This window comes from Aquirufa sp. (genome assembly GCF_044342065.1).
Lineage (GTDB): Bacteria > Bacteroidota > Bacteroidia > Cytophagales > Spirosomataceae > Aquirufa.
In genome coordinates this window covers 15,905-40,225 of sequence record NZ_JBIIQN010000024.1, presented here as the reverse complement: position 1 = coordinate 40,225, position 24,321 = coordinate 15,905, and the positions used below count along the sequence as shown (strand labels likewise).

Here is a 24,321-nt window from a genome sequence, read left to right as displayed (position 1 = left end):
ACTGCCATGCCCGATAAACCAAACGGGCTGACGATCCGATGAACGTAATTCAATGGGTAAAATCGGCATACTAGCGATTCATGGAAACCAAAAACTCTTCGTTGTTACGCGTACCTTTCATTTGCTGTTGCAAGAATTCCATAGCCTCTACCGAGTTCATGTCCGACATGTGCTTGCGTAAAATCCAAACACGTTGCAATACCGCTGGATCCATCAATAAATCCTCACGACGCGTACCAGATGCAGTAACGTCAATCGAAGGATAAATACGGCGGTTGGCCAATTTACGATCCAATTGTAATTCCATGTTACCTGTACCTTTGAATTCTTCAAAGATTACCTCATCCATTTTCGAACCAGTTTCAATCAAGGCGGTTGCAATGATGGTCAATGAACCACCATTTTCCACATTACGTGCCGCACCGAAGAAACGCTTTGGTTTATGTAGCGCATTGGCATCCACACCACCCGATAAAATCTTACCTGAAGATGGAACAACCGTATTATAAGCACGTGCTAAACGTGTAATTGAATCTAATAAAATCACAACATCGTGACCACATTCCACCATGCGTTTTGCTTTCTCCAAAACCAAGTTGGCCACTTTCACATGACGCTCCGCTTGCTCATCAAACGTAGATGAAATCACCTCAGCACGCACGGAACGCTGCATATCCGTTACCTCCTCTGGCCGCTCATCGATCAACAATATGATCAAATAAACCTCCGGGTGATTACGCGAAATCGCATTGGCGATGTCTTTCAATAAGACTGTTTTACCCGTTTTCGGTTGGGCTACGATCATACCTCTTTGGCCTTTACCGATCGGCGCAAACAAATCTAAAATACGGGTCGAATAATTATCCGCCGTGGAAGACAAGTTTAATTTCTCTTCTGGAAACAACGGTGTTAAGTATTCGAAGTTGATTCGATCACGAATCTCATCCGTCGTTTTACCATTCACAGATTCCACTTTCAATAAAGCGAAATACTTCTCCCCTTCTTTCGGTGGACGAATCTTTCCTAAAATAGTATCTCCTGTCTTCAAACCAAACATTTTGATTTGAGAAGGTGACACATAAATATCATCTGGTGAAGCCAAATAGTTGTAATCCGAAGAACGCATGAAACCGTATCCACCTTCTTGCATGATTTCCAAAACCCCTTCATTATCAATTAAGCCATCCAATTCTTTGATGACTTGATTGTAATTATTACGGTGCTGACGGTGTTGATGTTGAGGCTGCTGGGCCGGCGCATCTTCCTTCGGCAAGGTACTTAAATCCACGGGAGCGTCTGTTGGCGATACTTTATCTGCAGCTAAAGGCGCATCACTTGTTACAAAAGAAGTATCCACTTCATCTGGTTCAATGATACCTTCAACTTCGATAGGTGCCTCCTCAGCATTTACAGGTTTCCCTTTACGCGGTCGTATGTTACGAGCAGGTTTTGATGGAGCTGTAGATTCAATCACTTCGGGACTTGATTCTGCCACTGGCGCATCTCCCATGGGTAATAAGGGAGCTTGTTCTTCGGTTGATTTTTGAATTCTTTGACGCTTAGGACGGTTTGTTGATTCGGATTTATTATCCATAAAAGGGAAATAAGTTGATTTTTTTGATGAAACAAATCACAAAATTCAATTTATACTGCTCTTTAAACATAATACACAATCCTGGGGATTCGTAGCACAATGGAGAAAGCTTGGGTGATTTGTTAACTGAAACGTTTACGACATTGAAACGCTCCACAATACTACATCAGAGTTTGCGGATTGTCAAGCATTATTTCCTATTTTTCACTCAAATTATCTTAAAACGCATTTTTTTCGCCCATAATTGTCGGAATTGCGCCTTGTTTCGTAGTTTTACACACCCATTATTCATGACAAACGCAGCTAACAATCTTCTGATCAATGCCTTAAGCGAACGTAAAGACACGGGCTTATTACGCAGCTTAACAACCCTGGATGGTTTGATCGATTTTTGTTCAAATGATTACCTCGGTTTGGCTAAGAACAAAGCGTTAGCCGAACAGATCTCAGCGGTAATTGCCATTTGGCAAGGCCAACAAGCTGAACAAGTTCCGGTGAATGGGTCAACAGGTTCTAGGTTGATATCGGGGAACTCTTTGCTTGTTGAAGAATTCGAAAAGCAATGTGCAGACATGCATCAGGCGGAAGCAGCTTTATTATTTAGTTCTGGATTTGAGGCTAATTTGGGTTTGATTTCAGCGCTTGCACAAAAAGAACATGTGATTTTTTGTGACAAATTATTACACGCTAGTTTAATCGATGGACTCCGACTCTCAGCAGCTGAACGAAGAATTTTCAAGCACAATGACCTGTCGGATTTGGTTCATTTATTAGAACAATATCCTACTGAAACTATAAAATGGGTAGTCGTGGAGTCCGTCTATTCCATGGATGGCGATATCGCTCCATTAAATGAATTAGTCAAACTTAAAGAAAAATACAACTTCGAACTCATTGTAGACGAAGCACATGCCGGCGGAATTTACGGTCCCCAAGGCGCAGGATTGTGCGTAGAAATGGGCTTACAAGATTCTATTTTTGCCCGCGTGGTTACCTTTGGAAAAGCTTGGGGAAATGCAGGATCGGTGATTTTGGGTTCAGCAATTTTACGCACCTACCTGATTAATTTCGCTCGACCGTTTATATATTCTACAGCCCCCGCGCCTATGCACGTATTGGGATTACAAAGAACGCTTACCTACATCTTAGAGGCTGTAGAGGAAAGACAAAAATTAAAGAATCGCATTCTTTACTTTAAATCCTTACTAAAATCGCCATCTTGGGGAGAAAGTAATACAGCCATTCAAACCTATTTTGTTTCAGGGAATGAGGCTGTACGAAAACTTGCTGCAAAAGTGCAAGCCGCTGGATTCGGCGTGAAACCCATCGTATATCCCACCGTTCCCAAAGGTAAAGAACGGATTAGAATTACCTTGAACGCAAACAGTTCACATGATCACATCGAGCGAATTATTCAACTACTCGAATCAAATGCCTAAGGAATATCTTATCACAGGAAGATTGACTGAATTAGTCAATAAAATCCATTCAGCTATCATTACCAAAGCATTGGAAATAGCGTATTGGCAATCGAACCCAACAGCGGTTGTTGCCCATGGAGTCAAAACAAGGGGTCCTTTGGGTGCCCTTCAACCTGACCTTGGTCGTATTCAATACCTTAATTTTCCGAATAAATTACTTGCTAAGAACTGCTTTTTAAGTAGTAATTATCCTTTTTTGACTTATGAAATTTTAAAATCGCGCATCATCAAGTTCGACGGAATAATTTTCATCAGTCAAACAAATGACGCTAGTAAAGCGTTTATTTTGTGACAATCCGAACTGTTACGCGTCAACAAAGAAAAAGAAATTAATCATCACACATTATGCCCAATCCTACCAACGTAAATTTAATCCAGCGAGATGCAGCGGTGATTTGGCATCCTTTTACGCAACATCAAATCGAACCCCTTTCAATTCCCATTACACATGGTGAAGGAGTCAATTTATATGATGCAGATGGCAAAAAATACATCGATGCAATCTCGTCGTGGTGGGTAAATATACATGGACACAGTCATCCATATTTGGCAAAAAAAATTTATGAGCAAGCCTTAAAGTTGGAACAGGTTATTTTTGCTGGCTTCACGCATGAACCAGCAATTCAATTAGCTGAACGTCTTTTAAGCCATTTACCCGAAAATTTCCAAAAAGTCTTTTTCTCAGACAACGGGAGTACAGCGGTAGAAGTTGGGATTAAAATGGCCCTTCAATTTTTCCATAATCAAGGAATTACCCAGAGGCGCAAAATTATCGCTTTTGAAGACGCCTACCATGGGGATACTTTTGGAGCTATGAGCCTTGGGGCGCCTAGTGCCTTTAATGCCCCTTTTCAGGATATGTTATTCGAGGTAGAATTCCTACCGAGTCCAAGTGACCCTGAGGCATGTATCACAGCCATGCAAGATAAAATGCAAGAAGCTGACAACTATGCGGCTTTTATTTTTGAACCCTTGATTCAAGGGGCTGGTGGGATGAAAATGTATAGCCCCGCAACATTGGATAAGTTAATATCCATCGCTCATGAACACAACATTCTTTGCATAGCCGATGAAATCATGACCGGGTTTGGTAGGACTGGAAAATGGTTTGCCATGGATTATTTAGTGCACAAACCTGACATTGCCTGTTTCTCCAAAGGATTGACGGGAGGCATGCTGGCAATGGGAATCACCACATGCTCAAATGAACTTTTTGATACCTTCTTATCAGATGATCGAAAAAAAATGCTCTTCCATAGCCATTCATTTACGGCTAATCCCATGACCTGTGCGGCAGCATTGGCTAGTTTGGATTTAATGGAGGCACCTGAAAATTGGGAAAATATAGCTCGTGTTCAGAAAAGTCACGAATCTTGGATTAACCATTTACAAAATCACCCCATCATTAAAAACCTTCGTGTACAAGGTACCATTGTGGCCTGCGAACTCGAAGATGGACAAGATAATGGCTATATGCATTCGATTCGCGATGATGCTTATCAATATTTCATAAAAAAAGGGATCCTGATGAGACCCCTAGGAAATACCTTATACATCCTCGCTCCTTATTGCATAACGAACGATGAACTCAAATCAATCTATGCTGAAATTGAGAATTTCGCCAATGGACTAATTGATTAATTTTGTCGACTGCCATGACACCATCTGCCAGCGACCTCCTTCAAAAACAAATACGTCAGTGAAACGCAGTTTGACTGGCGTTTCTTTACCTTCTGCATTTAAATTAACAATGTTGACAATGCCCGTATTAATACCTGTTTTTCCATAAACACGAGTCTTCAATTCTGCAGCCTCAATAGAGACGTAGGTGGATTTACCGGTGAGGATTGATGCAATGTATGATTCTTTATTATCAGCAACTCCAGTGGAATGGAAGTACACCAAATCCTTGTGCAGAACTGATTCCAAGCCTACGGGATCTTTGGCAACCATCACCTTAAAGCGACCAAGTTCTGCTGAAGTAAGAGATTCTATACTTGGCTTTTGTGCAAAAATTTGAAATGTTAGCAAGGCTAACAAGCAGATTAATCCGTTTTTCATGTTTCTATTTTTTTTAATAAATGCATGGATGTAGCATTTCTACTCAGACAATATCCAACTATTTCCCTAAAATTTCATACATTTATCCCATAAATTTGGTGTCATGAATTATTTCGGGACCTATCTAGTATTGGGTTTTCAACACATTATGAGTTGGCAAGCGATGGATCACTTATTATTCATCCTGACGATTACCTGTGTTTTCACTTGGTCTGATGTAAAACATTTACTCTGGCTAGTAACAGCATTCACCATTGGGCATACGCTCACTTTAGCATTGGCAACCTTGGGGTGGATTTCGGTCAATCCAACTTGGATTGAATTTCTAATTCCGTGTACGATTTTACTTTCAGCCATACAAAATTTAAACTTCAAGGATTCCAAGCGTCGAAATTCCTCTAAAACACCCTACCTAATCGTATTATTTTTTGGTTTAATACATGGATTAGGTTTCTCGAACTACTTGCAGAGCTTACTTGGCAAAGAAACCTCACTTGTAAGTCCATTGTTGGCATTCAATATGGGTTTAGAAATAGCCCAACTAATCTTGGTGGCAGGAGTCCTATTTTTTACGACCATCGTTATGAGTTTCTCCCGGGTCAAACGCATTCATTACGTTTATGTAATTTCGGGCATTATTATCGGTTTGGTTCTACCCATGGTACTTGAGCGAATACCATAAAAAAAGCCCAACGTTTCCGTTGGGCTCTTCTTAAAAAATAGCGTTGACTAGAAGTCCTCATCCATGGAGAATGACATAGATTCTTTATCAGACATCACACCTGATTTTTGATATTCAGCCACACGCTTCTCAAAGAAATTCGTCTTACCTTGTAATGAAATCATTTCCATGAAATCAAATGGATTTGTTGCATTATAATTCTTTTGGCAACCTAACGAAACCAATAGGCGGTCGGCAACAAACTCAATGTATTGACACATTAAATCAGCATTCATCCCGATTAAGGATACCGGTAAAGCCACGGTCACGAATTCTTTCTCAATCTCAACTGCATTTAAAATGATTTCATAAATGCGTTCTTGAGAAATTTTATTCTTGATGTGATCGGTGTACAATAGGCAAGCGAAATCACAGTGTAAACCTTCATCACGTGAAATCAATTCATTGGAAAATGACAAGCCTGGCATCAAACCACGCTTCTTCAACCAGAAGATGGAACAAAATGAACCCGAGAAGAAAATACCCTCTACCGCAGCAAAGGAAATAAGTCGCTCAACAAAGTTGTCACTTTCAATCCACTTTAAAGCCCAATCCGCCTTTTTCTTCACACAGTCGATGGTTTCAATGGCGCGCAACAAACGATCTTTTTCTTTGGGCTCTTGAATATAGGTATCAATCAAAAGCGAATAGGTTTCTGAGTGAATGTTTTCCATCATAATTTGGAAACCATAAAAACATTTAGCCTCCGCATATTGCACTTCTTTTAGGAAGTTATTAGCCAAATTTTCGTTTACAATTCCATCTGAAGCAGCAAAGAATGCCAATACATGTGAAATAAAATGACGTTCTCCATCATTTAACTTCTTCCAATCAGCTAAATCTTGCTGCAAATCAATCTCTTCGGCCGTCCAAAAAGACGCTTGAGATTGCTTGTAAAACCGCCAAATATCATCATGTTTGATGGGAAATAAAACGAAACGACTAGGGTCCTCAACTAAAAGAGGTTCAGATAAAAGTGCTTTTGACATGTGAGTAATTAATGAATTCGAAATTAATAATTAATCGTTGATATTCTTCGATTAATAAGACAATATTTTAGGCCAAATTGTTTTAAAAAATCTAAAAGAAAAATCCACCCACTTGGACAACCAGCGCTGAGCCATAAGGGGAATTTCCGGTATAATTTAAATCATACATGACATTCAAATTTATCCCGTACTTAGAACCAATACCCACGCCAACCAAAACAGGATTCGAATAGGTGTAGCTAGGATTAGTTAGATCACTGAAATTCTCAACTTGGGCAGTCAAAAAACTTTGACCTAACAATTGAGACAAAGCCGGAATGTATTGACGAACAAAAATTCGTTGGCCCAACAAATTAGAAGCAGCCATACCTCGGAATGCAAAATATTGATACGTCATACCCACGCCTACAATAGTTGAATTGGTAGCCATATAGCCAACCATGGGTGAAAGACCGATGCTTGTTGGGTTCCCGAAACTCAAGCCTGAGATACCACCTCCAAACATGAGTCGCTCACGAAAGCTCAAGTCACGTACATCAGGCTCAACATCAAGATCTCCTTTTGCTCCATCCTCCGAGATTACCACGGGATCCTGCGCTAAAGCAGTATAGCTCATAGAGGTGAGCATGAAGGCAAAGATTAAATACGAGAATTTCATTTTGTTCGAAGTTTATTTCATTGAATAGCGAAAAAGAAACCTGTAGCTTTGGCATAGCTCCGGTATTGCCCAAGCTTTAGGTTGGCTTTATCAAAATTAAAAGATAATTTTGAGATATGAGTTCTCAAGTACGCCAAGATTTCGAAAAAATCGATCCCAAAACCCACATTGTTATTAAAGGTGCCCGCGTACACAACCTAAAAAATGTGGACGTTGCCATCCCAAGAAACAAATTGGTGGTTATCACGGGCTTATCTGGTTCAGGAAAATCATCGCTTGCCTTTGATACCCTTTTTGCCGAGGGCCAACGCATGTACGTTGAAAGTCTTAACTCCTATGCACGTCAATTTTTGGGGCGCATGGAAAAACCAGCGGTAGATTACATCAGAGGGGTTGCACCAGCAATTGCGATTGAACAAAAAGTTAACACGAAAAATCCACGTTCTACCGTAGGAACAACGACCGAAATCTACGATTACCTAAAGTTACTCTTTGCCCGGATTGGGAAAACGATTTCGCCGGTTTCAGGTCAAGAGGTAAAAAAAGATTCTGTCTCGACAATCGTGGACTGGATAGTTTCACATGATCAAAAAAAGGTCCTCATTCTGGCACCCTTAATTAATCACCCCGAGAGATCCTTGTTGGAAGAATGTCATTTGCTCATTCAAAAAGGTTATACACGCTTGAAATTCGAATCTGAAATATTGGATTTGGAAGAACTCGTAGAAGATGAAAATACCCTCAATAAACTAACTAAAAAACGCAACGATATCGCCATACTTGTAGATCGTTTAATAGCGAACGAAGACGAGGAAACTATTTTCCGACTAGGCGATTCAGTCCAAACTGCCTACTTTGAAGGGGATGGTGTTTGTTGGGTTGAAATTCAAGATGAAAAACGCATAAGTTTTTCCAATAAATTCGAACTTGATGGCATAGCTTTCGAGGAGCCTAGTCTCAATTTATTCTCTTTCAATAATCCCTATGGGGCTTGTCGGAACTGCGAAGGTTACGGAAAAGTCCTGGGCTTAGACCCGGATTTGGTCATTCCAGATCACGATCTTTCCGTTTACGAAGGTGCGATAGCTCCCTGGCGAAGTGAACGAATGAGCGAGTGGTTGCATCCACTCTTGCGTAATGGCATTCATTTCGATTTTCCTATCCACAGACCCTATAAGGACTTGACTGATAAAGAAAAACAAATTCTTTGGAAGGGGAATAAATATTTCGCGGGTCTGACGCAGTTTTTTGACCACTTAGAAAAAGAAACTTACAAGATACAGTACCGCGTGTTGCTATCCCGCTACCGTGGAAAAACGAATTGCCCAGAATGCCAAGGTTCTCGATTGCGAGGAGACGCGGGCTATGTGAAAATAACAGGAGCATCCATTATTGACATGGTACTTTGGCCTATTTCAAAGGTCAAAGACTTTTTTGATAAATTAATGTTGAGCGAAACGGATACAGCCGTCGCAAAACGGATTTTAATCGAAATTAAAAATCGACTGGACTATATGGACCGCGTCGGATTGGGGTATTTAACACTTAATCGATTAAGCTCAACCCTTTCAGGTGGTGAATTCCAACGAATCAAACTGGCAACCTCACTAGGTAGCGCATTAGTAGGCTCAATGTACATTCTCGATGAGCCGAGCATCGGCTTACACCCGCGAGATACGGAACGACTCATTTCGGTTTTGGAAATGCTGAAAGCCATGGGCAACACGGTTATCGTCGTGGAACATGAAGAGGACATCATGCGCGCCGCAGATCAAATTATAGATATAGGTCCAGAAGCAGGCAGACATGGAGGTAATCTTATGTTTCAGGGAAATTTACAAGCGGCATTATTGGACACATCCACAGATAGTCACACCTTACGCTTTTTACAAGGTAAAGACACCATCCAAATTTCCGGTTTCCGAAGAAAAGCATTAGCGCATATTGAAATTAAGGGGGCCACTGAAAATAATTTAAAAAACATTGACGTTAAGATTCCTTTAGGTATCATGACCGCGGTGACGGGAGTTTCGGGATCTGGAAAGTCGACCTTGATCCGTAAAATTTTATATCCAGCCCTATTGCGAAATCTGCAACTAGGAACGGAGGAAACCGGTCGTTTTAGAGAATTAGGAGGTAGCACAAATAAAATTGCGAGCATTGAAATGGTGGACCAGCAGCCCATTGGCAAATCATCGCGCTCGAATCCAATCACGTATATCAAGGCATATGATGCCATCAGAGCTTTGTTTTCGGAATTACCATTAGCTAAAACCCGCGGGTATAAACCCGCACATTTTTCTTTCAATGTGGAAGGTGGTCGCTGCGAAACATGCCAAGGCGAAGGTGAAATCACCATCGAAATGCAATTCATGGCTGATATTAAATTGACCTGTGAATCATGTAACGGGAAACGATTCAAGCAAGAAATCTTGGACATCAAATTCCAAGACAAACACATTGCGGATATATTGGATATGACCGTAGAGGAGAGCATCCCCTACTTTCAAGAAAAAGCACCCAAAATCGCTGAGAAAATAGATCCACTTTTCCAGGTAGGATTGGGCTACATTAAACTGGGTCAATCTTCCAATTCCCTTTCAGGAGGTGAAGCCCAAAGGGTAAAACTGGCAAGCTTTCTGGGAAAAGGAAACGCAAATAAAGGAAAAACACTCTTTATCTTTGATGAACCTACGACGGGTTTACACTTCCATGATATCAAGAAATTATTGAAAGCCATGCACGATTTAGTTGAGCAAGGTGATTCCGTCATCATCATTGAGCATAACATGGAAGTCGTAAAATGTGCTGACCACATCATTGATCTGGGACCTGAAGGAGGAGAAAATGGTGGGAATCTATGTTTTGAAGGCACTCCTGAAGACATGATTAACTTGATTGATAACCCTACGGCTCACTATTTAAAACAAAAAATGTAAACCCATGATTACACCCGAACTCATGCAGGCTTTGCCATCGAAATTACAAGGCATTTTACAGGGATATGAACATATATTACCTGAATTGTTGATTTCGGCATGGATTCTATTTAGCATCATAGGGGATTTATTTTTAGTGGGTAAAAATGACAAAAATACGCGGGCATGGCGCTATTTATTGGCCGAGATTGGTTTAATCATTGCCCTACTTCTTGCCTATCAGCGCATGAAACAAGGAATCGAGAGCTTTGTATCGTTTAAAATGCTGTGGGTAAATCCGGGAGCCAATGCGGTCAACTGCCTTATTTTGCTCGTTGGATTAGGCATAATTGGCATCAACCATTACCAAAAAAAGTCGTTTTCATTTGAAGAGAAAATCGGTTTCTTTTCCATTCTATTAGGGTCTTTATTGACAAGTTTAAGTATACATTTTAGTAGCATCTTTTTGAGTATTGAATTGATGTCGATGGGAACGTATATATTAGTTGGTTTACGCAAAGACCAAGACGGTGTTCGAGCGGCATTGCCCTTCATTTTATTTGGCATGGGTACTTCGGCGATGTTTTTGTATGGATTGTCCTTGATTTATGGTATGACGGGTACTATGCAATTTCTTGACCCAGCATTTAGTAGGGGCTTGGCAACTGCCGATCCTTACTTGGCGGGAACGGCATTGGCGCTCGTGGGAACGGGAATCTTGTTTAAAATGTCTTGGGTTCCGTTCCATCCTTGGAGTCCCGATGTGATGGAGAGTTTACCTGCGGGGTGGATGAGTTGGATTTCAACCGCGCCTAAAATCGCTGTGGCTTGGCTGGGAATCCGCATGGTTCATTTCATTCCAGTTCAGATGCAGGCAGTCATCGCCATATTAGCTATATTAACCTTATTGGTAGGTAATTTAGGTGCCTTAAACCAAACCAATGCCAAACGTTTATTAGCTTACTCGAGCATTGCGCATGGGGGGTTCTTGGCGATGGCTTGGTTAATGCCAGCTGAACAAGGTGTGGACAGCTTATTATTCTATAGTCTGGTTTATAGTGTCAGTACAATATTGGTATTTTTTATTGTAGATGAGCTTGAATCAAGGGCCTATGAAATACATGATTTGGGGAATTGGTCAGGTTTTGGACAAACATATCCCGTGCGGGGATTGCTATTATTTTTGGGTTTTATTGCGCTAATAGGTTTACCTCCAGCAGGTACCTTTATTGCTAAGGTGAACTATTTCAGCCTTTTATGGGAAAAGTACCAATTGACGCAGTCAAATCCCATCTTGGCTTTGCTCATAGTTGCCGTCCTATTAACTGCTGTATCGATTTATTATTACTTAAGAATTCCTTTTCATATGTACTTTAAAAAAGGGGATGTTCAACACCCAGCCGACAGCTTGAAAAACAATTGGATTTACTTGGTCTTGGGTGGGATCATTATTGGCTGTATGCTATTCCCAACGCTCATTTTTAGCATTTGGAAACCCTAGATTAAAAAAATAAAAAATAACATTTATAGCTCATAATATTTAGCTAATTTTGGGCTAATTATTAGCCAAAACCCACACCCCCAATGTCTGAATCCATTAAGCACGAATGCGGAATTGCACTAATCCGATTGCGAAAACCCTTTCAGCACTATTTGGACAAGTACAACACGCCGATGTATGGCTTAAATAAGCTTTACCTCATGATGGAAAAGCAAGTAAATCGAGGACAAGATGGCGCTGGGGTGGCTAACATCAAGATCAACGTTAAACCGGGAAGTCGATACATCAGTCGCTACCGTTCAGTCGAGCCGCAAGCAGTTGCAGACATCTTCGGCAAAATCAATAAGAAATTTAGAAAAGCACAAAAGCTAGCCAAAGAAACCAAACGCGATACCGGCATAGACGCCGTTCATGACGCAGCTTGGTGGCAAGATCATGTAGCTTTTACAGGCGAAGTATTATTAGGCCATTTACGCTATGGTACGCATGGGCAAAATGAAATTGAAAACTGTCATCCAATGCTTCGCCAAAATAACTGGCGTAGCAGAAATTTGGTAATGGCAGGTAACTTCAACATGACCAATGTGGATGATTTGTTTGACAAATTAGTATCCTTAGGCCAACATCCGAAAGAAAAGGTTGATACCGTAACGGTTATGGAAAAGATTGGTCATTTCTTGGATGAAGAGAATCAGCGCCAGTTTGGAAAGTTTAAAGACCAATACGAAAATCCAGAATTATCTGATGTATTAGCGGCCAATATAGACTTAAAGCGTGTCCTTGAACGTTCATGCAAGGACTTTGATGGAGGATATGCGATGGTTGGCATGACTGGATATGGTGCTTCATTCGTAGCTCGTGATCCAGCGGGTATACGTCCAGCCTACTATTACATGGATGAAGAAGTGGTGGTGGTTGCATCGGAAAAGCAAGCCATAAAAACATCATTTAATTGTGCATATGACCAAATTCAGGAGATAACTCCGGGCCATGCCCTGATTATTACGATGGATGGCAGTGTGGAAGAAGTTCCGTTCATCGACCGTATTGAGCAGAAATCTTGCTCATTTGAACGAATTTATTTCTCACGCGGTTCCGATCCCGATATTTACCGTGAGCGTAAAAAATTAGGCCGACTATTAATTCCTCAGATTTTAGACGAAGTTAAAAGTGACTTAAAACATACCGTTTTCTCGTACATCCCCAATACCGCTGAAAGTGCCTTTTTAGGCATGATTGATGGCTTAGAAGACCATTTAGCGAAGGAAAGAAAAAAAGCCATCATGGAAGGCATTCTCTTTGAGGACCAACTAGAAGAGTTATTGACTTTCCGTCCGCGTGTCGAAAAACTCATCTCAAAAGATGTAAAAGTGCGAACTTTTATTGCCAGTGATGCGATGCGTGACGATATGGTTTCACATGTGTACGATACTACCTACGAGGTAATCGAAAAAAATGTGGACTCTGTTGTCCTAATTGATGATTCAATTGTTCGTGGAACCACACTTGAAAAAAGTATCTTAAGCCTTTTGGATAAATTATCTCCTAAAAAGATTGTTATCGTTTCCTCCGCTCCTCAGATTCGTTATCCAGACTGCTACGGAATCGACATGTCGAAGATGAAAGAGTTCGTGGCTTTCCGTGCTGCTTTGTCTTTATTGAAGGAACGTAATTTGGAGCATATTTTGGACGAGGTAAACTTGAAATGTTTGCTAGCCCTTGAAAATGGTACAGCATCGGAAGAAAACTTTGTAAAAGCCATTTATGCGCCGTTCACTGACCAAGAAATATCAGACAAGATTGCTGAAATCGTAAGGCCTAAAAATTTACAAGCTGATTTATCCATTGTCTACCAGACAGTTGAAAATCTGAATATCGCTTGCCCTAACCATTTAGGGGATTGGTATTTCACAGGTAACTTCCCTACGCCGGGTGGAAACCAAGTCGTGAACAAATCATTTGTAAATTTCATGAAAGGCATCGAAGTGCGGGCATATTAGTACACGACTAATACACCACCACGATCAGTCAATACGCCACGTTCAGGATAATCCAAGGATTCATATTGGAGTTGCCAAACATAGGATTGCTGTGGAACGCGCGTCCCATTCACCTTACCATCCCAAGAAAATTCTGGCCCTTTGGTTGTGAATAATAATTCACCCCATCGATTGAATATTTGAAGCCCTAAAATCCGCGCACGTTTTGCACTTTTAGGTTGAGGGACAAAGAGGTCATTCTTCCCGTCACCATTGGGTGTAAATACATTCGGGGTCAATAAAATGGGCTCACATTTATCCGAAACTTCAACAGTATGGCTGATACTACAATTATCAATATCAGTAACCTTTACCACATATTTTCCAGCTTGCGTAACACGCACTTTATTCTGTGTACTAATCACCGAGGTGCCTGACCCAAATGTCCATTCAAATTTCAAATTGGTGGTTGGCCCTCCTAATTGTAAATCAAAAGGTTTAGGGTTATCCATACAAATTGAATAGGTGTTGGAAGGAATAAAGTTTTTTACCTCTAAAAAATTCACTTGTGTGTTTAATCGAACGGAACATTTGGTCTTCGTATCTCCCAGCAATAGATTCACCTTTCCTCCGGGAGGCCTTATATTCGCAACCGGTGTTTTGTCCCCATTACTCCATAGATAGGCCAAATTAGTACTTGGTGGCGTAGACGTTAATGCAATCGGTATACTGGTAGGATTACATTTAAAAAACTTATTGATCTCAGTAATAATGCTAGTTGGCTTAATTACCTCAATATCGAATTCTTGCGCATCAAGTAAAAAGTCTTTAATACAACTGTTTGAAATGGTGGCTGTAATAACGTATTTCCCCGAGGTAGGGAAATCGTAAGCTAATACATTGCCTGTAAAGGTATGTATCCTTGTCGTTCCCGGATCGAGGGGAACCATTATCCCATCCTTATCGGGAATTGGGTTAAGGACTGTGTTATAAATATTCCAAACAATCTTGTCGTTGTTTAATGGATCACAAAGTTTTTGATCAATAGAAAACTTAAATACCGTTCCTTCACAAATTGGTCCACTGATGGACGGAGGACCCGAAGGAGTATTGGGAACTGGTAAATTAGGCGGCAAACCCAGTTGGGTAGTAACCCCTGCAGGAAAAGTGACAGCATTACGAACAAATTTGGGGCGCATTAATGTGTCAATATCCGTATTAAGCCCGTTGGTCTGTGAAATTTTGGCAAGTGAACTACTTCCTTCGAAGGATACAAATATCACCGTATTGTAAACTGGGTCCATTTGTAGCGCACCAATCTTATCCATGGAGGAAAATAGGACGGATTTGGACGCGAGAATTTTGATAGGATCTTTGGATGAAAGATCAAATTGCCAAATTTCAGAAGGGACAGTCGATCCATCCCCTTGCATAGAAACATACAATACTTGATTATTTTGGGAAAACTCTACACCATACACTTGAGGCAGCGGTTTTCCAAGTGGGATATTATATTCAAAAGTTGATTTACCAGTTGCCGGATCAAGCGAGTACATATCAATGCTGCTCATATTTACGTCAGGCAAAGTAACTGCCATTTTTGTCCAATCAATGTTTGACTTTGTCGTACCAGATACTCCGGAACTTTTCGTAAATGCTTTCCCACCTGAGGAACTAGTAGAAGCTGATATACCAAGCTCAGAAACCTTGTAGGTCAATAAATCTCCTGTTTTAGCATCTTGAGCCACCAGCCAATAATAGCCTTGCCCACCTTGCAAAGCGATCAATTTCGAAGTTACTGGAATAGGGTTTAATAGCTGATTTATAACGGAAATAGCCCCTTTCCCCCCATTTAATTTCATGTCTACGATGGAATAATAGACTAAATTTTCACCCGCAGAATTTTTGCCGAGCGTAAATACATAATATTCAGATTGACAACCTTTGCAGGCGGTTTTTGGAATAATGGTTACCCCTTGCGAGTTAGTAATGTCAGCATTTAAATTCTTACTTGGGTCAGAAAATACAATAGGCTGATTATTCTTATCAAATATTTTAACTCCATCCGTATAAAATATTAGGCCATTTACCATGGATGGATCCTCCATCTTGGCTACGCCGTTTGGAACATTTGTTTTCCCTGGAATAGGAACTGGATTATCCACAGAACCTTGAAATTGAATGGCAGCACCTACGCCCATGTACATGGCTTTGGCATTTTTTATTAAATTTTGATCAGGGTCTCTTTCTCCGCAAATTTTAACTTGCATCTTGGCTTCCACCGTACAGCCAGTAGTAGGCTCAGTGACTTTAACCGAATAACATCCTGATTTACTTAGCGATATATTGTCGGTCGTTTCTCCATTCGGATACCAATTGACTGTAACAGGGAAATTCGGTTTACCAACTTTCCCAAAGGCCTTTAGTTCTACCTTCTGACCATTGCAAATGGTCATTGACTCTTCGTTTTGATCCTTACCTAAATAAATAAAGGGTAACTCACCCACCCTAATTCTTTTTATGATGGGAGTAGGGCTGGTACTTAGTTTTAAGGTAACCGTTTTTTCTCCTGGGGTACAATAGAGATGTGAACCTGTCCGACTCGTCGATGTATTATCAGGGGTTCCTGGCTCACCAAAGTCCCACAAATAAGTGGTCCCAGTGGGCATATTGACATCCAAATCAAAAACCGTTCCCATGTCAGGTGTTCTTTTTGAACAATCGATACACTGGGTAATGCAATTATTTCTGACAATAATATTTTGTCCTAAGGTGAAATAGCTCACCCCTAAAAGAAAACAGGAAATAAAAAGACTCCGAAGCATACGATTGGGTTAGGCAACACAAATTAACGCATTTTATTGGTTTTTGTAAAGCGATACCCTAAATTGCGGGGCTATAATGAGCGGTATGAAAAAAAGCATAGCCATTTTCGTGTTTCGCCTAATTTGTGTTTGCATCCCATTCCTGGGTCAAGCACAAGATCCGCAATTATCGCAATTCTATGCGGCACCCCTTTTAATCTCCCCTGCATTCGCTGGAGTTAATAGTACATCAAAGGTAAATTTCAACCACCGTAATCAATGGCCAAATTTGGAGGCAAGTTATCAATACACCTCAATTACAGCTGATTTAAGTTTGGGAAAATACAATAGCGGCTTGGGGATTATTGCTACCACGGATAAGCAATTTGCCAATCTAAAAACCACTACGCTTGGTCTGCAGTATGCCTATCATATCGATTTAAGTCCGGATCAAACTTTTTCGATGGGTATGGAAGGGGCCTACGTAAACAGGGGACTTGATATGAGTAGTTTAATTGCCGGCGACCAAATAACTAATTTACTTAGCAGTGGTGGTTTTGGAAGTACATCAGATCCACTTTTGTCCAATATTAACAACCTACGGGGGTATGTTGACCTGTCCGTTGGGGGATTATTGAATACAAAAAATTACTGGATTGGTGTGGCTGCGCATCACATTAACCAGCCAAACAAATCACTTATAGCAAGTTCGGAAGAAATTTTAGCGACTAGGTTTAGTGTTCAAATGGGTACTAAAATCACCCTACAAGAAAATTTTTATGAAGCTGATTCCTACGAAGATCGAAATAGCGAAAAGAGTCTGAGTCCAGTGGTTCACTACAAACAGCAAGGAGATTTCAAACAGTTGGACATGGGAGCCTATTTAACTTGGTCACCTATGGTATTGGGTGTTTGGTACCGCGGAATTCCCTTAGCAAAATCAAAATTAGGAAATCCAAACCGCGAATCAATCGTGGGATTGATTGGCTATAGACAGGATAATTTCTCGATTGGTTATTCCTACGATGTAACATTGTCTCAATTGGGTCCAGCAGCTGGTGGGGCGCATGAGTTATCTATAGCGTATTTATTAGATTTCGACTTTTCGCTTAAAAAACCATTTGTAAAATGGAAAAGAAACCTTTCGTGTCCAAAATTTTAAAGCCTTACGTGACAAACAGAAAATAGTTACCTTTACTGAAATATTGAAAGCACCCTATGAAGTTTACATTAAACTTAAGATCATATATCACGCGTTTGGCCTGCATTGCCTTCTTGATTCTATCACAAGCAACCTATGCGCAATATTCAACAGGTATCAAACGTAACGTTGATGATTTATCTGATGCAGAAGTAAAACTTTTTATGGATAAAGCGCAAGCCAGCGGTATGTCAGAAAGTGATATCGAAAAGGCGGCCTTACTGCAAGGATATACCTCTGCTGACATAATGAAAATGCGGGAACGCATGGTCAGTATTTCCGCTTCTCCTACGGATGCCAACTTAAAATCCAATAATCAAGCAGTAAATAGCACCACAGAAAGTCGAAATAATAAAACGATTGTTGTCAATAACCCAACGCGAGTGAATACGGCTTCACAACAAGAAAGTCCTTTAACAATCGATGAACGAAAATTACTTGCAAGGCCATTGGATATCTACAATGACAGTTTAGTAAGTGAGTATAACAATCTACAAAAGCGGATTTCTACTTCACTAGATAAAAAAATATTTGGTGCGAGCCTTTTTCAAAACGACAAACTTAGTTTTGAACCAAACATGCGCATTGCAACACCTAAAAATTATCAAATTGGCCCTGATGACGAACTAGATATTCACATATTTGGCGATGTGCTCGATAATTTTAAAGTAACGGTAAGTCCTGAGGGAACAGTAAAAATATTGAACATTAGTCCCATCTATGTCAATGGACTGACCATTGAGGCAGCTAGCGACCGTATCGTTGCGCGCTTACGCCAACTCTATCAGGGTTTAAATAAGCCTGGAAGTGGTTCCATGGCACAAGTAACGTTAACGGGCGTCCGCAGTATTCGTGTAACCTTAACGGGCGAAGTTAATTTCCCAGGTTCTTATACCGTTTCGTCCTTGGCCACAGTATTTAATGCCCTTTATTTAGCAGGTGGACCTAATCGAAATGGTTCATTCCGTAATATTCGTATCATTCGTGACAATAAGGTTATTCGCACATTGGATTTATACGATTTCTTATTACGCGCTGACCAAAAGGATAACATACATTTGAATGACCAAGATATCATTCGGGTAGGTGATTATGAAAATCGGGTAGAACTCGTAGGTGAAGTGAAACGCCCTTACATATATGAATTAACAAAAACAGAAAGTTTTAAAGACCTTTTGCGTTATGCCGGTGGTTTCACTGAGAAAGCCTACACCTACACGATTAATGTTCGTAGAAATACATCAAGGGAAATTAAACTACTTAATATCAGCCAAGACGAGGTTGAAACCTTTTTGCCAAATAATGGCGATATCTATACAATAGGATCAATCATTGAGCGCTATGAAAATCGGGTTGAGGTACAAGGAGCCGTTTTTAGACCCGGTAATTACGCGATAGAGGCAGGCTTAACAACCGTTAAAGAATTGATTAAAAAATCGGAAGGTTTACGAGAAGATGCTTTTCTAAACCGGGCGACTTTAACGCGAAGAAAAGAAAACTATGACCCGGAAATAGTATCACTTGATTTAGGTAAAATTCTTCGTGGAGAGGCGACTGATGTTCCCCTTCAAAGGGAAGATGTTCTGCAAGTCTATTCTATAGCTAATCTGCGCGAAAAACGTGTGGTGAATATTGTAGGTGAAGTAAATGCTCCTGGTGAGTTTGAATACAAGGAGGGAATGAAAGTAGCTGATTTGATTCTACAAGCCAAAGGAATGAAAGAATCAGCAAGTTATGCGAATCTTGAATTAGCTCGCAGGATTATTTCTCATGGAAATGATGATCCAAAGTCAGCAAAGATTGAAATTATCAGTTTTTCTATTGACGGAGCTTTGAAAATAAGCAATGATGGAAACCAACTGACATTGCAACCTTTTGATATTGTCTCCATTCGTAGATCACCGAACTACGAAGAGCAACGTTCCGTTAAAGTTTTAGGGATGGTCAATTTCCCAGGAACCTATGCCATTCAAAGCAATCAACAACGTATTTCAGATATCATTCTTCGAGCAGGGGGGCTGCGAGCTGAAGGGTACCTAGAAGGAGGTAAACTTATTCGCGGGACAATGACTGTTGGGGTAAATCTAAAGGAGGTAATCAATAACCCGTCATCATCGGAGAATTTACAATTGATGGCAGGTGACGAGTTAACCATCCCGCGCTTATTGCAAACGGTTAAATTGACCGGTGCGGTACAAAATCCATTGGCAGTTAGCTACAAAGAAGATTTCTCATTGAAAGAATACATTGCTGAGGCGGGTGGATATACCATAAATGCTAACCGCAAAAAAATGTATGTTACCTATGCGAATGGTGTTTCTAATCAAATTCGTAAGTTTTTGATTTTCAAAAAAAATCCACGCATTGAACCCGGAACAGAAATCGTCATTCCGGCCTATCCTGAAAATAGAAAGAAAGGTTTGTCTGCTGCTGAGGCAATCGGTCTTACCTCCAGCCTAGTTTCTGTTTCAATTGCCATTATTACCTTGATTAACAACATCCCGAAGTAAACAGCCAAGCTACATGAACGAAACAAATGTCCCTCAGCCTTTACATTCGGATGAAATTGCTATCAATTTTACCGAAATATGGAGAGCCCTTTTAAAATATAAGCTCAGCGTATTGTTTGTCACCTTACTTTTCACGGGATTAGGAGCTACATTTTCATTGACCTTAGACAGTCTATATGAATCCGAAGTAAAATTGCTACCTGAAGTTGATTCGAAATTAGGCGGTAATTCCAGTAGTGGGGGATTAGGTGGCTTATCATCTCTAGCCGGATTAGCTGGCATTAATTTAAATGGAGCCATAGCCGGATCGGATGCCTTACAACCTGCGATGTATCCAGAAATTGTACAAAGTATTCCATTCCTAAAAGAATTGAGTCAATCGAATGTATATAACCTGAAGTTGAAAAAATTCCAAAAATTATCAGATTACTTGAAACAAGATAATTCAAATGCGCCCATAGGTATTTTCAAAAAAGATAAGAATAAGGATGCCAATGAACTTGAAAACATCAACGTACCACAAGGTGTTTTAAGCCCAGAGTTGATTAATATTTCGAAGCAAGAGTCCATGGTATTAAAAGAATTAAAAGAGGCGATTGTCGTAGAAATTGACAAGAAGAGTAGTTTGATTAAGATAATTGTTACCTGCCAAGACCCTGTAATTTCCGCAAATATTGCGAACCTGGTTTTGAATCAATTGCGCAGGTACATTGTGCAGTATCGTACAGAAAAAGCAAGAAAAGAATTAAACTTTTTGATGGATCGGCAAGCGGAAGCACGTAAACGCTATGATCAGTCCCTATTTACACTTTCAAATTATAAAGATCAGAATAGAAACGTATTTCTTAATGTCGCTAAAGATCAAGGAAAGAAACTTCAATACGAAGTTGATTTAGCCTTCAATGTGTATTCCAATTTGACAAATCAAACGACAGAGGCCAAAATCAAACTACAAAAAGAGACACCGGTTTTCAAAGTCTTAGCACCTGCTCAAATTCCATTGAAACGTTCGAGCCCAAGTCGAAGTTTAATTACCTTGGGAGCTTTATTCATCGGTTTATTTGTTTCATTCATTGGGGTTTATTTAAAGACAGCCAATTTGAATGAAATGCTGGCATAAAAAAAGCCGAATCACTCGATTCGGCTTTTCCTTTTCATAAACGTATAAATTATTTCAACGTACGTTTCACTTCTTTCATTTCGTAACACTCTAGGTTATCACCCACCTCAAGATCATTGAATCCTTTGATCGACATACCACATTCATATCCGAACTTCACTTCAGCCACATCGTCTTTAAAACGCTTCAAGGCGGAAATTTCGCCATCGTGAATAACCACGAAATCACGTATAACACGTATCTTGTGTGCACGCTTCACCGTACCATCTAATACATAACATCCAGCAACTGTACCGATTTTAGAAATCTTAAATACATCACGGACCTCAATATTTGACGTAACAACTTCTTCAAATGAAGGAGCCAACATACCCTCCATCGCAGCTTTGATTTCATCGATAGCTTGGTAGATAATCGAATAATTCCGAATTTCTATTTGCTCTGTATCAGCCATCTTACGCGCATTTTGCGATGGACGAACTTGGAAGGCAATAATCACCGCATCCGAAGTTGAAGCCAATGCAACATCCGACTCAGAAACTTGACCTACCCCTTTGTGGATAATACGAACCTGAACCTCTTCGGTAGATAATTTCAACAAGGAATCCGAAAGTGCTTCTACCGAACCATCCACGTCACCCTTCACAATCACATTCAATTCGCGGAAAGTACCGATAGCCTTCCGACGACCAATTTCCTCCAACGTAATGTGTTTACGTGTACGCAACGATTGTTCACGTAAAATTTGCTCACGTTTGTTGGCAATTTCACGAGCCTCACGCTCATTTTCTAAGCAAATCAACTTGTCCCCTGCTTGTGGAGCACCATTTAAACCAAGTACTTGTACAGGAGTAGAAGGTCCAGCCTTTTTGATCTTATTTCCATAATGATCAAACATCGCTTTTACACGACCGTAGTTGTCGCCTGCCAGCATCATGTCACCCACATGTAAAGTACCGTCTTGAACCATCATCGTAGTTACATAACCACGACCCTTATCTAATTCCGCCTCTATTACTGAACCAATCGCCTTCTTGTTTGGATTGGCTTTTAATTCAAGCATTTCTGCTTCTAACAAAACTTTTTCAAGTAAATCGTTAATACCTAGACCTGATTTTGATGAGATTTCTTGGCACTGGTATTTACCACCCCAATCTTCAACCAACATATTCATTGTGGCTAATTCTTCACGAACTTTATCCGTATTAGCTCCATCCTTATCTATTTTCGAAAAGGCAAAAACAATGGGAGCGCCTGCAACCATCGCGTGGTTAATCGCCTCCTTTGTTTGTGGCATGACTGAGTCATCTGCTGCAATTACAATAATCACGATATCCGTTACCTTTGCACCACGTGCACGCATCGCTGTAAAAGCCTCGTGACCCGGAGTATCTAAGAAGGTTACCTTCTTGCCTGATTCAGTTTCAACTGAATACGCACCAATGTGCTGGGTAATACCTCCGGCTTCACCTGCGGTTACTTTTGACTTACGAATGTAATCCAATAACGATGTTTTACCGTGGTCAACGTGACCCATAATGGTAACAATCGGTGCACGAGGAACTAAATCCGCTGGATCATCCTCGACATCTTCCTCAACAGCATCAATTTCCTCCTCAGCTGAAATAAATTGTACCTCATAGGCAAATTCATCCGCAATAATGGTAATCGCCTCCGCATCTAAACGCTGATTGATCGAAACGAACATTCCCAAACTCATACAAGTTGAGATAACCTCGTTCACAGAAACATCCATCAAAGAAGCCAAATCACTCGCTGAAACGAATTCAGTTACCTTCAATACTTTTGCCTCCTCATCTTCAGCCATTTGGCGTGCTTCTTCCGCATCTGCTCGTTCACGACGTTTTACACGACGCTTATCCGCCCCAAAACTTTGTTTGTTTGTCGCACCTTGTAAGCGCGCCATGGTAGCCTTAATTTGCTCTTGAATATCCTTATCAGAAAGTTCCTCACGAGGTCCTCCTGGCTTAGCACCTGGAGCAGCTGGCTTCTTACCAAAATCCTTTTTATTGTTCGCTGCATTTGGATTAGTAGGACGCTGTTCATTAATAACAGGCTTCTTCTCCTCCTTAACGATGCGCTTACGCTTGTGCTTGTGACCATCACGGCCATTATCCACAGGTAATTCAATTTTACCTAAAACGGTTAAACCTTTCAGGGTCTCCCCTTTAGCTTCAATCAATTGAAAATCGTCTTCCTCTACAAGAGCTGATGGAGTAAGGGGCACTTCACTCGCTTCCACCACTTTCTCAACAGGAATTTCTTCCACAGGAGCAGCTTCAACCACAGGCTCAGGCGCTTTTTCTACCACAGGCTCTGGTTTAGGTGCTGGCTTTGGAGCTACAGGGTTACCCTTTTTATCCAAATCAATCTTACCTAAAACTTTAAGGCCAACTTGCTTTTCGTCCTCAGGCTCTGTAGGAACATCTTTTGCCGTAGTCACCTCGGGAACTGCTTCCTTTACTGGCTCTGGTGCAACTTCGACCACAGCAACCGGTTCAGGTTTCTTCTCCTCAACCACGGGAGCTGGCACGACAAGCTCCTCAACAGGCTTCTTAGGAGCTTCATCTGTTGACAACAAATGGCTTGCACCATATTCGTTTGCCAACAAACTCAATTGCTCATAATTAAGCTTTGCGTTCGGGTTATTATCGACTTTATGTCCTTTAGCAGAAAGAAACTGTAGGATCGTAGACGTTCCCATGTTTATTTGCTTTGCTACAAGACTTAATCGCATTGTCTTCTCTTCTGCCATATAAATTA

At 40.6% G+C, this 24,321-nt stretch carries 16 protein-coding genes; 10 read left to right on the top strand and 6 right to left on the bottom strand.

Annotated elements, in window-relative coordinates; translation table 11 throughout:
* Nucleotides 1–70 precede the first annotated feature (70 nt).
* The gene (gene rho / locus ACIQZ2_RS09000; protein ID WP_395768522.1) at nucleotides 71–1,594 is read right to left on the bottom strand and encodes a transcription termination factor Rho; all 1,524 of its coding nucleotides are present in this window, start codon (nucleotides 1,592–1,594) and stop codon (nucleotides 71–73) included.
* A 290-nt stretch (nucleotides 1,595–1,884) separates the two neighbouring features.
* Between rho and ACIQZ2_RS08995 the strand changes: the two genes are divergently transcribed.
* From ACIQZ2_RS08995 to bioA, 3 genes are read left to right on the top strand one after another with little or no spacing between them, the layout of a single operon-like run.
* Nucleotides 1,885–3,033 carry an aminotransferase class I/II-fold pyridoxal phosphate-dependent enzyme gene (locus ACIQZ2_RS08995; protein WP_395768521.1) on the top strand — a complete coding sequence of 383 codons (1,149 nt, stop codon included), beginning with the start codon at nucleotides 1,885–1,887 and terminating at the stop codon, nucleotides 3,031–3,033.
* Nucleotides 2,987–3,367: a hypothetical protein gene (locus tag ACIQZ2_RS08990; protein WP_395768520.1), complete on the top strand. Its 381-nt coding sequence runs from the start codon at nucleotides 2,987–2,989 to the stop codon at nucleotides 3,365–3,367. Before ACIQZ2_RS08995 ends, ACIQZ2_RS08990 begins: the two co-directional genes overlap by 47 nt.
* Nucleotides 3,368–3,420: 53 nt before the next feature.
* Nucleotides 3,421–4,716: an adenosylmethionine--8-amino-7-oxononanoate transaminase gene (gene bioA, locus ACIQZ2_RS08985; protein WP_395768519.1), complete on the top strand. Its 1,296-nt coding sequence runs from the start codon at nucleotides 3,421–3,423 to the stop codon at nucleotides 4,714–4,716.
* Here bioA and ACIQZ2_RS08980 read toward each other — a convergent pair.
* Entirely contained in the window at nucleotides 4,705–5,136 is a 432-nt protein-coding gene (locus ACIQZ2_RS08980; protein WP_395768518.1) for a nuclear transport factor 2 family protein, read from the bottom strand. The genes bioA and ACIQZ2_RS08980 overlap by 12 nt on opposite strands.
* Nucleotides 5,137–5,239: 103 nt before the next feature.
* Here ACIQZ2_RS08980 and ACIQZ2_RS08975 point away from each other — a divergent pair, with 103 nt between their 5' ends.
* Nucleotides 5,240–5,818 carry a HupE/UreJ family protein gene (locus ACIQZ2_RS08975; RefSeq protein WP_395768517.1) on the top strand — a complete coding sequence of 193 codons (579 nt, stop codon included), beginning with the start codon at nucleotides 5,240–5,242 and terminating at the stop codon, nucleotides 5,816–5,818.
* 47 nt (nucleotides 5,819–5,865) lie between these two features.
* Here ACIQZ2_RS08975 and ACIQZ2_RS08970 read toward each other — a convergent pair whose 3' ends face one another.
* Entirely contained in the window at nucleotides 5,866–6,846 is a 981-nt protein-coding gene (locus tag ACIQZ2_RS08970; protein WP_395768516.1) for a ribonucleoside-diphosphate reductase small subunit, read from the bottom strand.
* Between the two features lie 91 nt (nucleotides 6,847–6,937).
* Nucleotides 6,938–7,462, bottom strand: coding sequence for a hypothetical protein (locus tag ACIQZ2_RS08965; RefSeq protein ID WP_395768515.1), 525 nt, complete (start codon nucleotides 7,460–7,462; stop codon nucleotides 6,938–6,940).
* Nucleotides 7,463–7,620: 158 nt separating this feature from the next.
* On the opposite strand from ACIQZ2_RS08965, the gene uvrA reads away from it, so the two are divergent.
* From uvrA to ACIQZ2_RS08950, 3 genes are all read left to right on the top strand, one after another.
* Complete coding sequence (gene uvrA / locus ACIQZ2_RS08960; RefSeq protein ID WP_395768514.1) at nucleotides 7,621–10,443, top strand: excinuclease ABC subunit UvrA; 2,823 nt, start codon at nucleotides 7,621–7,623, stop codon at nucleotides 10,441–10,443.
* Nucleotides 10,444–10,447: 4 nt separating this feature from the next.
* Nucleotides 10,448–11,923: an NADH-quinone oxidoreductase subunit N gene (locus ACIQZ2_RS08955; protein ID WP_395768513.1), complete on the top strand. Its 1,476-nt coding sequence runs from the start codon at nucleotides 10,448–10,450 to the stop codon at nucleotides 11,921–11,923.
* Between the two features lie 83 nt (nucleotides 11,924–12,006).
* Nucleotides 12,007–13,923: an amidophosphoribosyltransferase gene (locus ACIQZ2_RS08950; protein WP_395768512.1), complete on the top strand. Its 1,917-nt coding sequence runs from the start codon at nucleotides 12,007–12,009 to the stop codon at nucleotides 13,921–13,923.
* On the opposite strand, the gene ACIQZ2_RS08945 is transcribed toward ACIQZ2_RS08950, so the two are convergent.
* A complete protein-coding gene (locus tag ACIQZ2_RS08945) occupies nucleotides 13,920–16,727 on the bottom strand; it encodes a gliding motility-associated C-terminal domain-containing protein (protein WP_395768511.1) in 2,808 nt (935 codons plus the stop codon). The two genes, ACIQZ2_RS08950 and ACIQZ2_RS08945, sit on opposite strands and share 4 nt — an antisense overlap.
* Nucleotides 16,728–16,812: 85 nt before the next feature.
* Here ACIQZ2_RS08945 and ACIQZ2_RS08940 point away from each other — a divergent pair, with 85 nt between their 5' ends.
* The 3 genes from ACIQZ2_RS08940 to ACIQZ2_RS08930 are packed head-to-tail and all read left to right on the top strand — an operon-like array spanning nucleotide 16,813 to nucleotide 21,537.
* On the top strand, nucleotides 16,813–17,868 hold the full coding sequence (locus ACIQZ2_RS08940; RefSeq protein WP_395768510.1) for a type IX secretion system membrane protein PorP/SprF: 1,056 nt from the start codon (nucleotides 16,813–16,815) through the stop codon (nucleotides 17,866–17,868).
* Between the two features lie 56 nt (nucleotides 17,869–17,924).
* On the top strand, nucleotides 17,925–20,417 hold the full coding sequence (locus tag ACIQZ2_RS08935) for an SLBB domain-containing protein (RefSeq protein WP_395768509.1): 2,493 nt from the start codon (nucleotides 17,925–17,927) through the stop codon (nucleotides 20,415–20,417).
* 13 nt (nucleotides 20,418–20,430) lie between these two features.
* On the top strand, nucleotides 20,431–21,537 hold the full coding sequence (locus ACIQZ2_RS08930; protein ID WP_395768508.1) for a GNVR domain-containing protein: 1,107 nt from the start codon (nucleotides 20,431–20,433) through the stop codon (nucleotides 21,535–21,537).
* A 49-nt stretch (nucleotides 21,538–21,586) separates the two neighbouring features.
* Here ACIQZ2_RS08930 and infB read toward each other — a convergent pair whose 3' ends face one another.
* A complete protein-coding gene (gene infB, locus ACIQZ2_RS08925; RefSeq protein WP_395768507.1) occupies nucleotides 21,587–24,313 on the bottom strand; it encodes a translation initiation factor IF-2 in 2,727 nt (908 codons plus the stop codon).
* Nucleotides 24,314–24,321 lie beyond the last annotated feature (8 nt).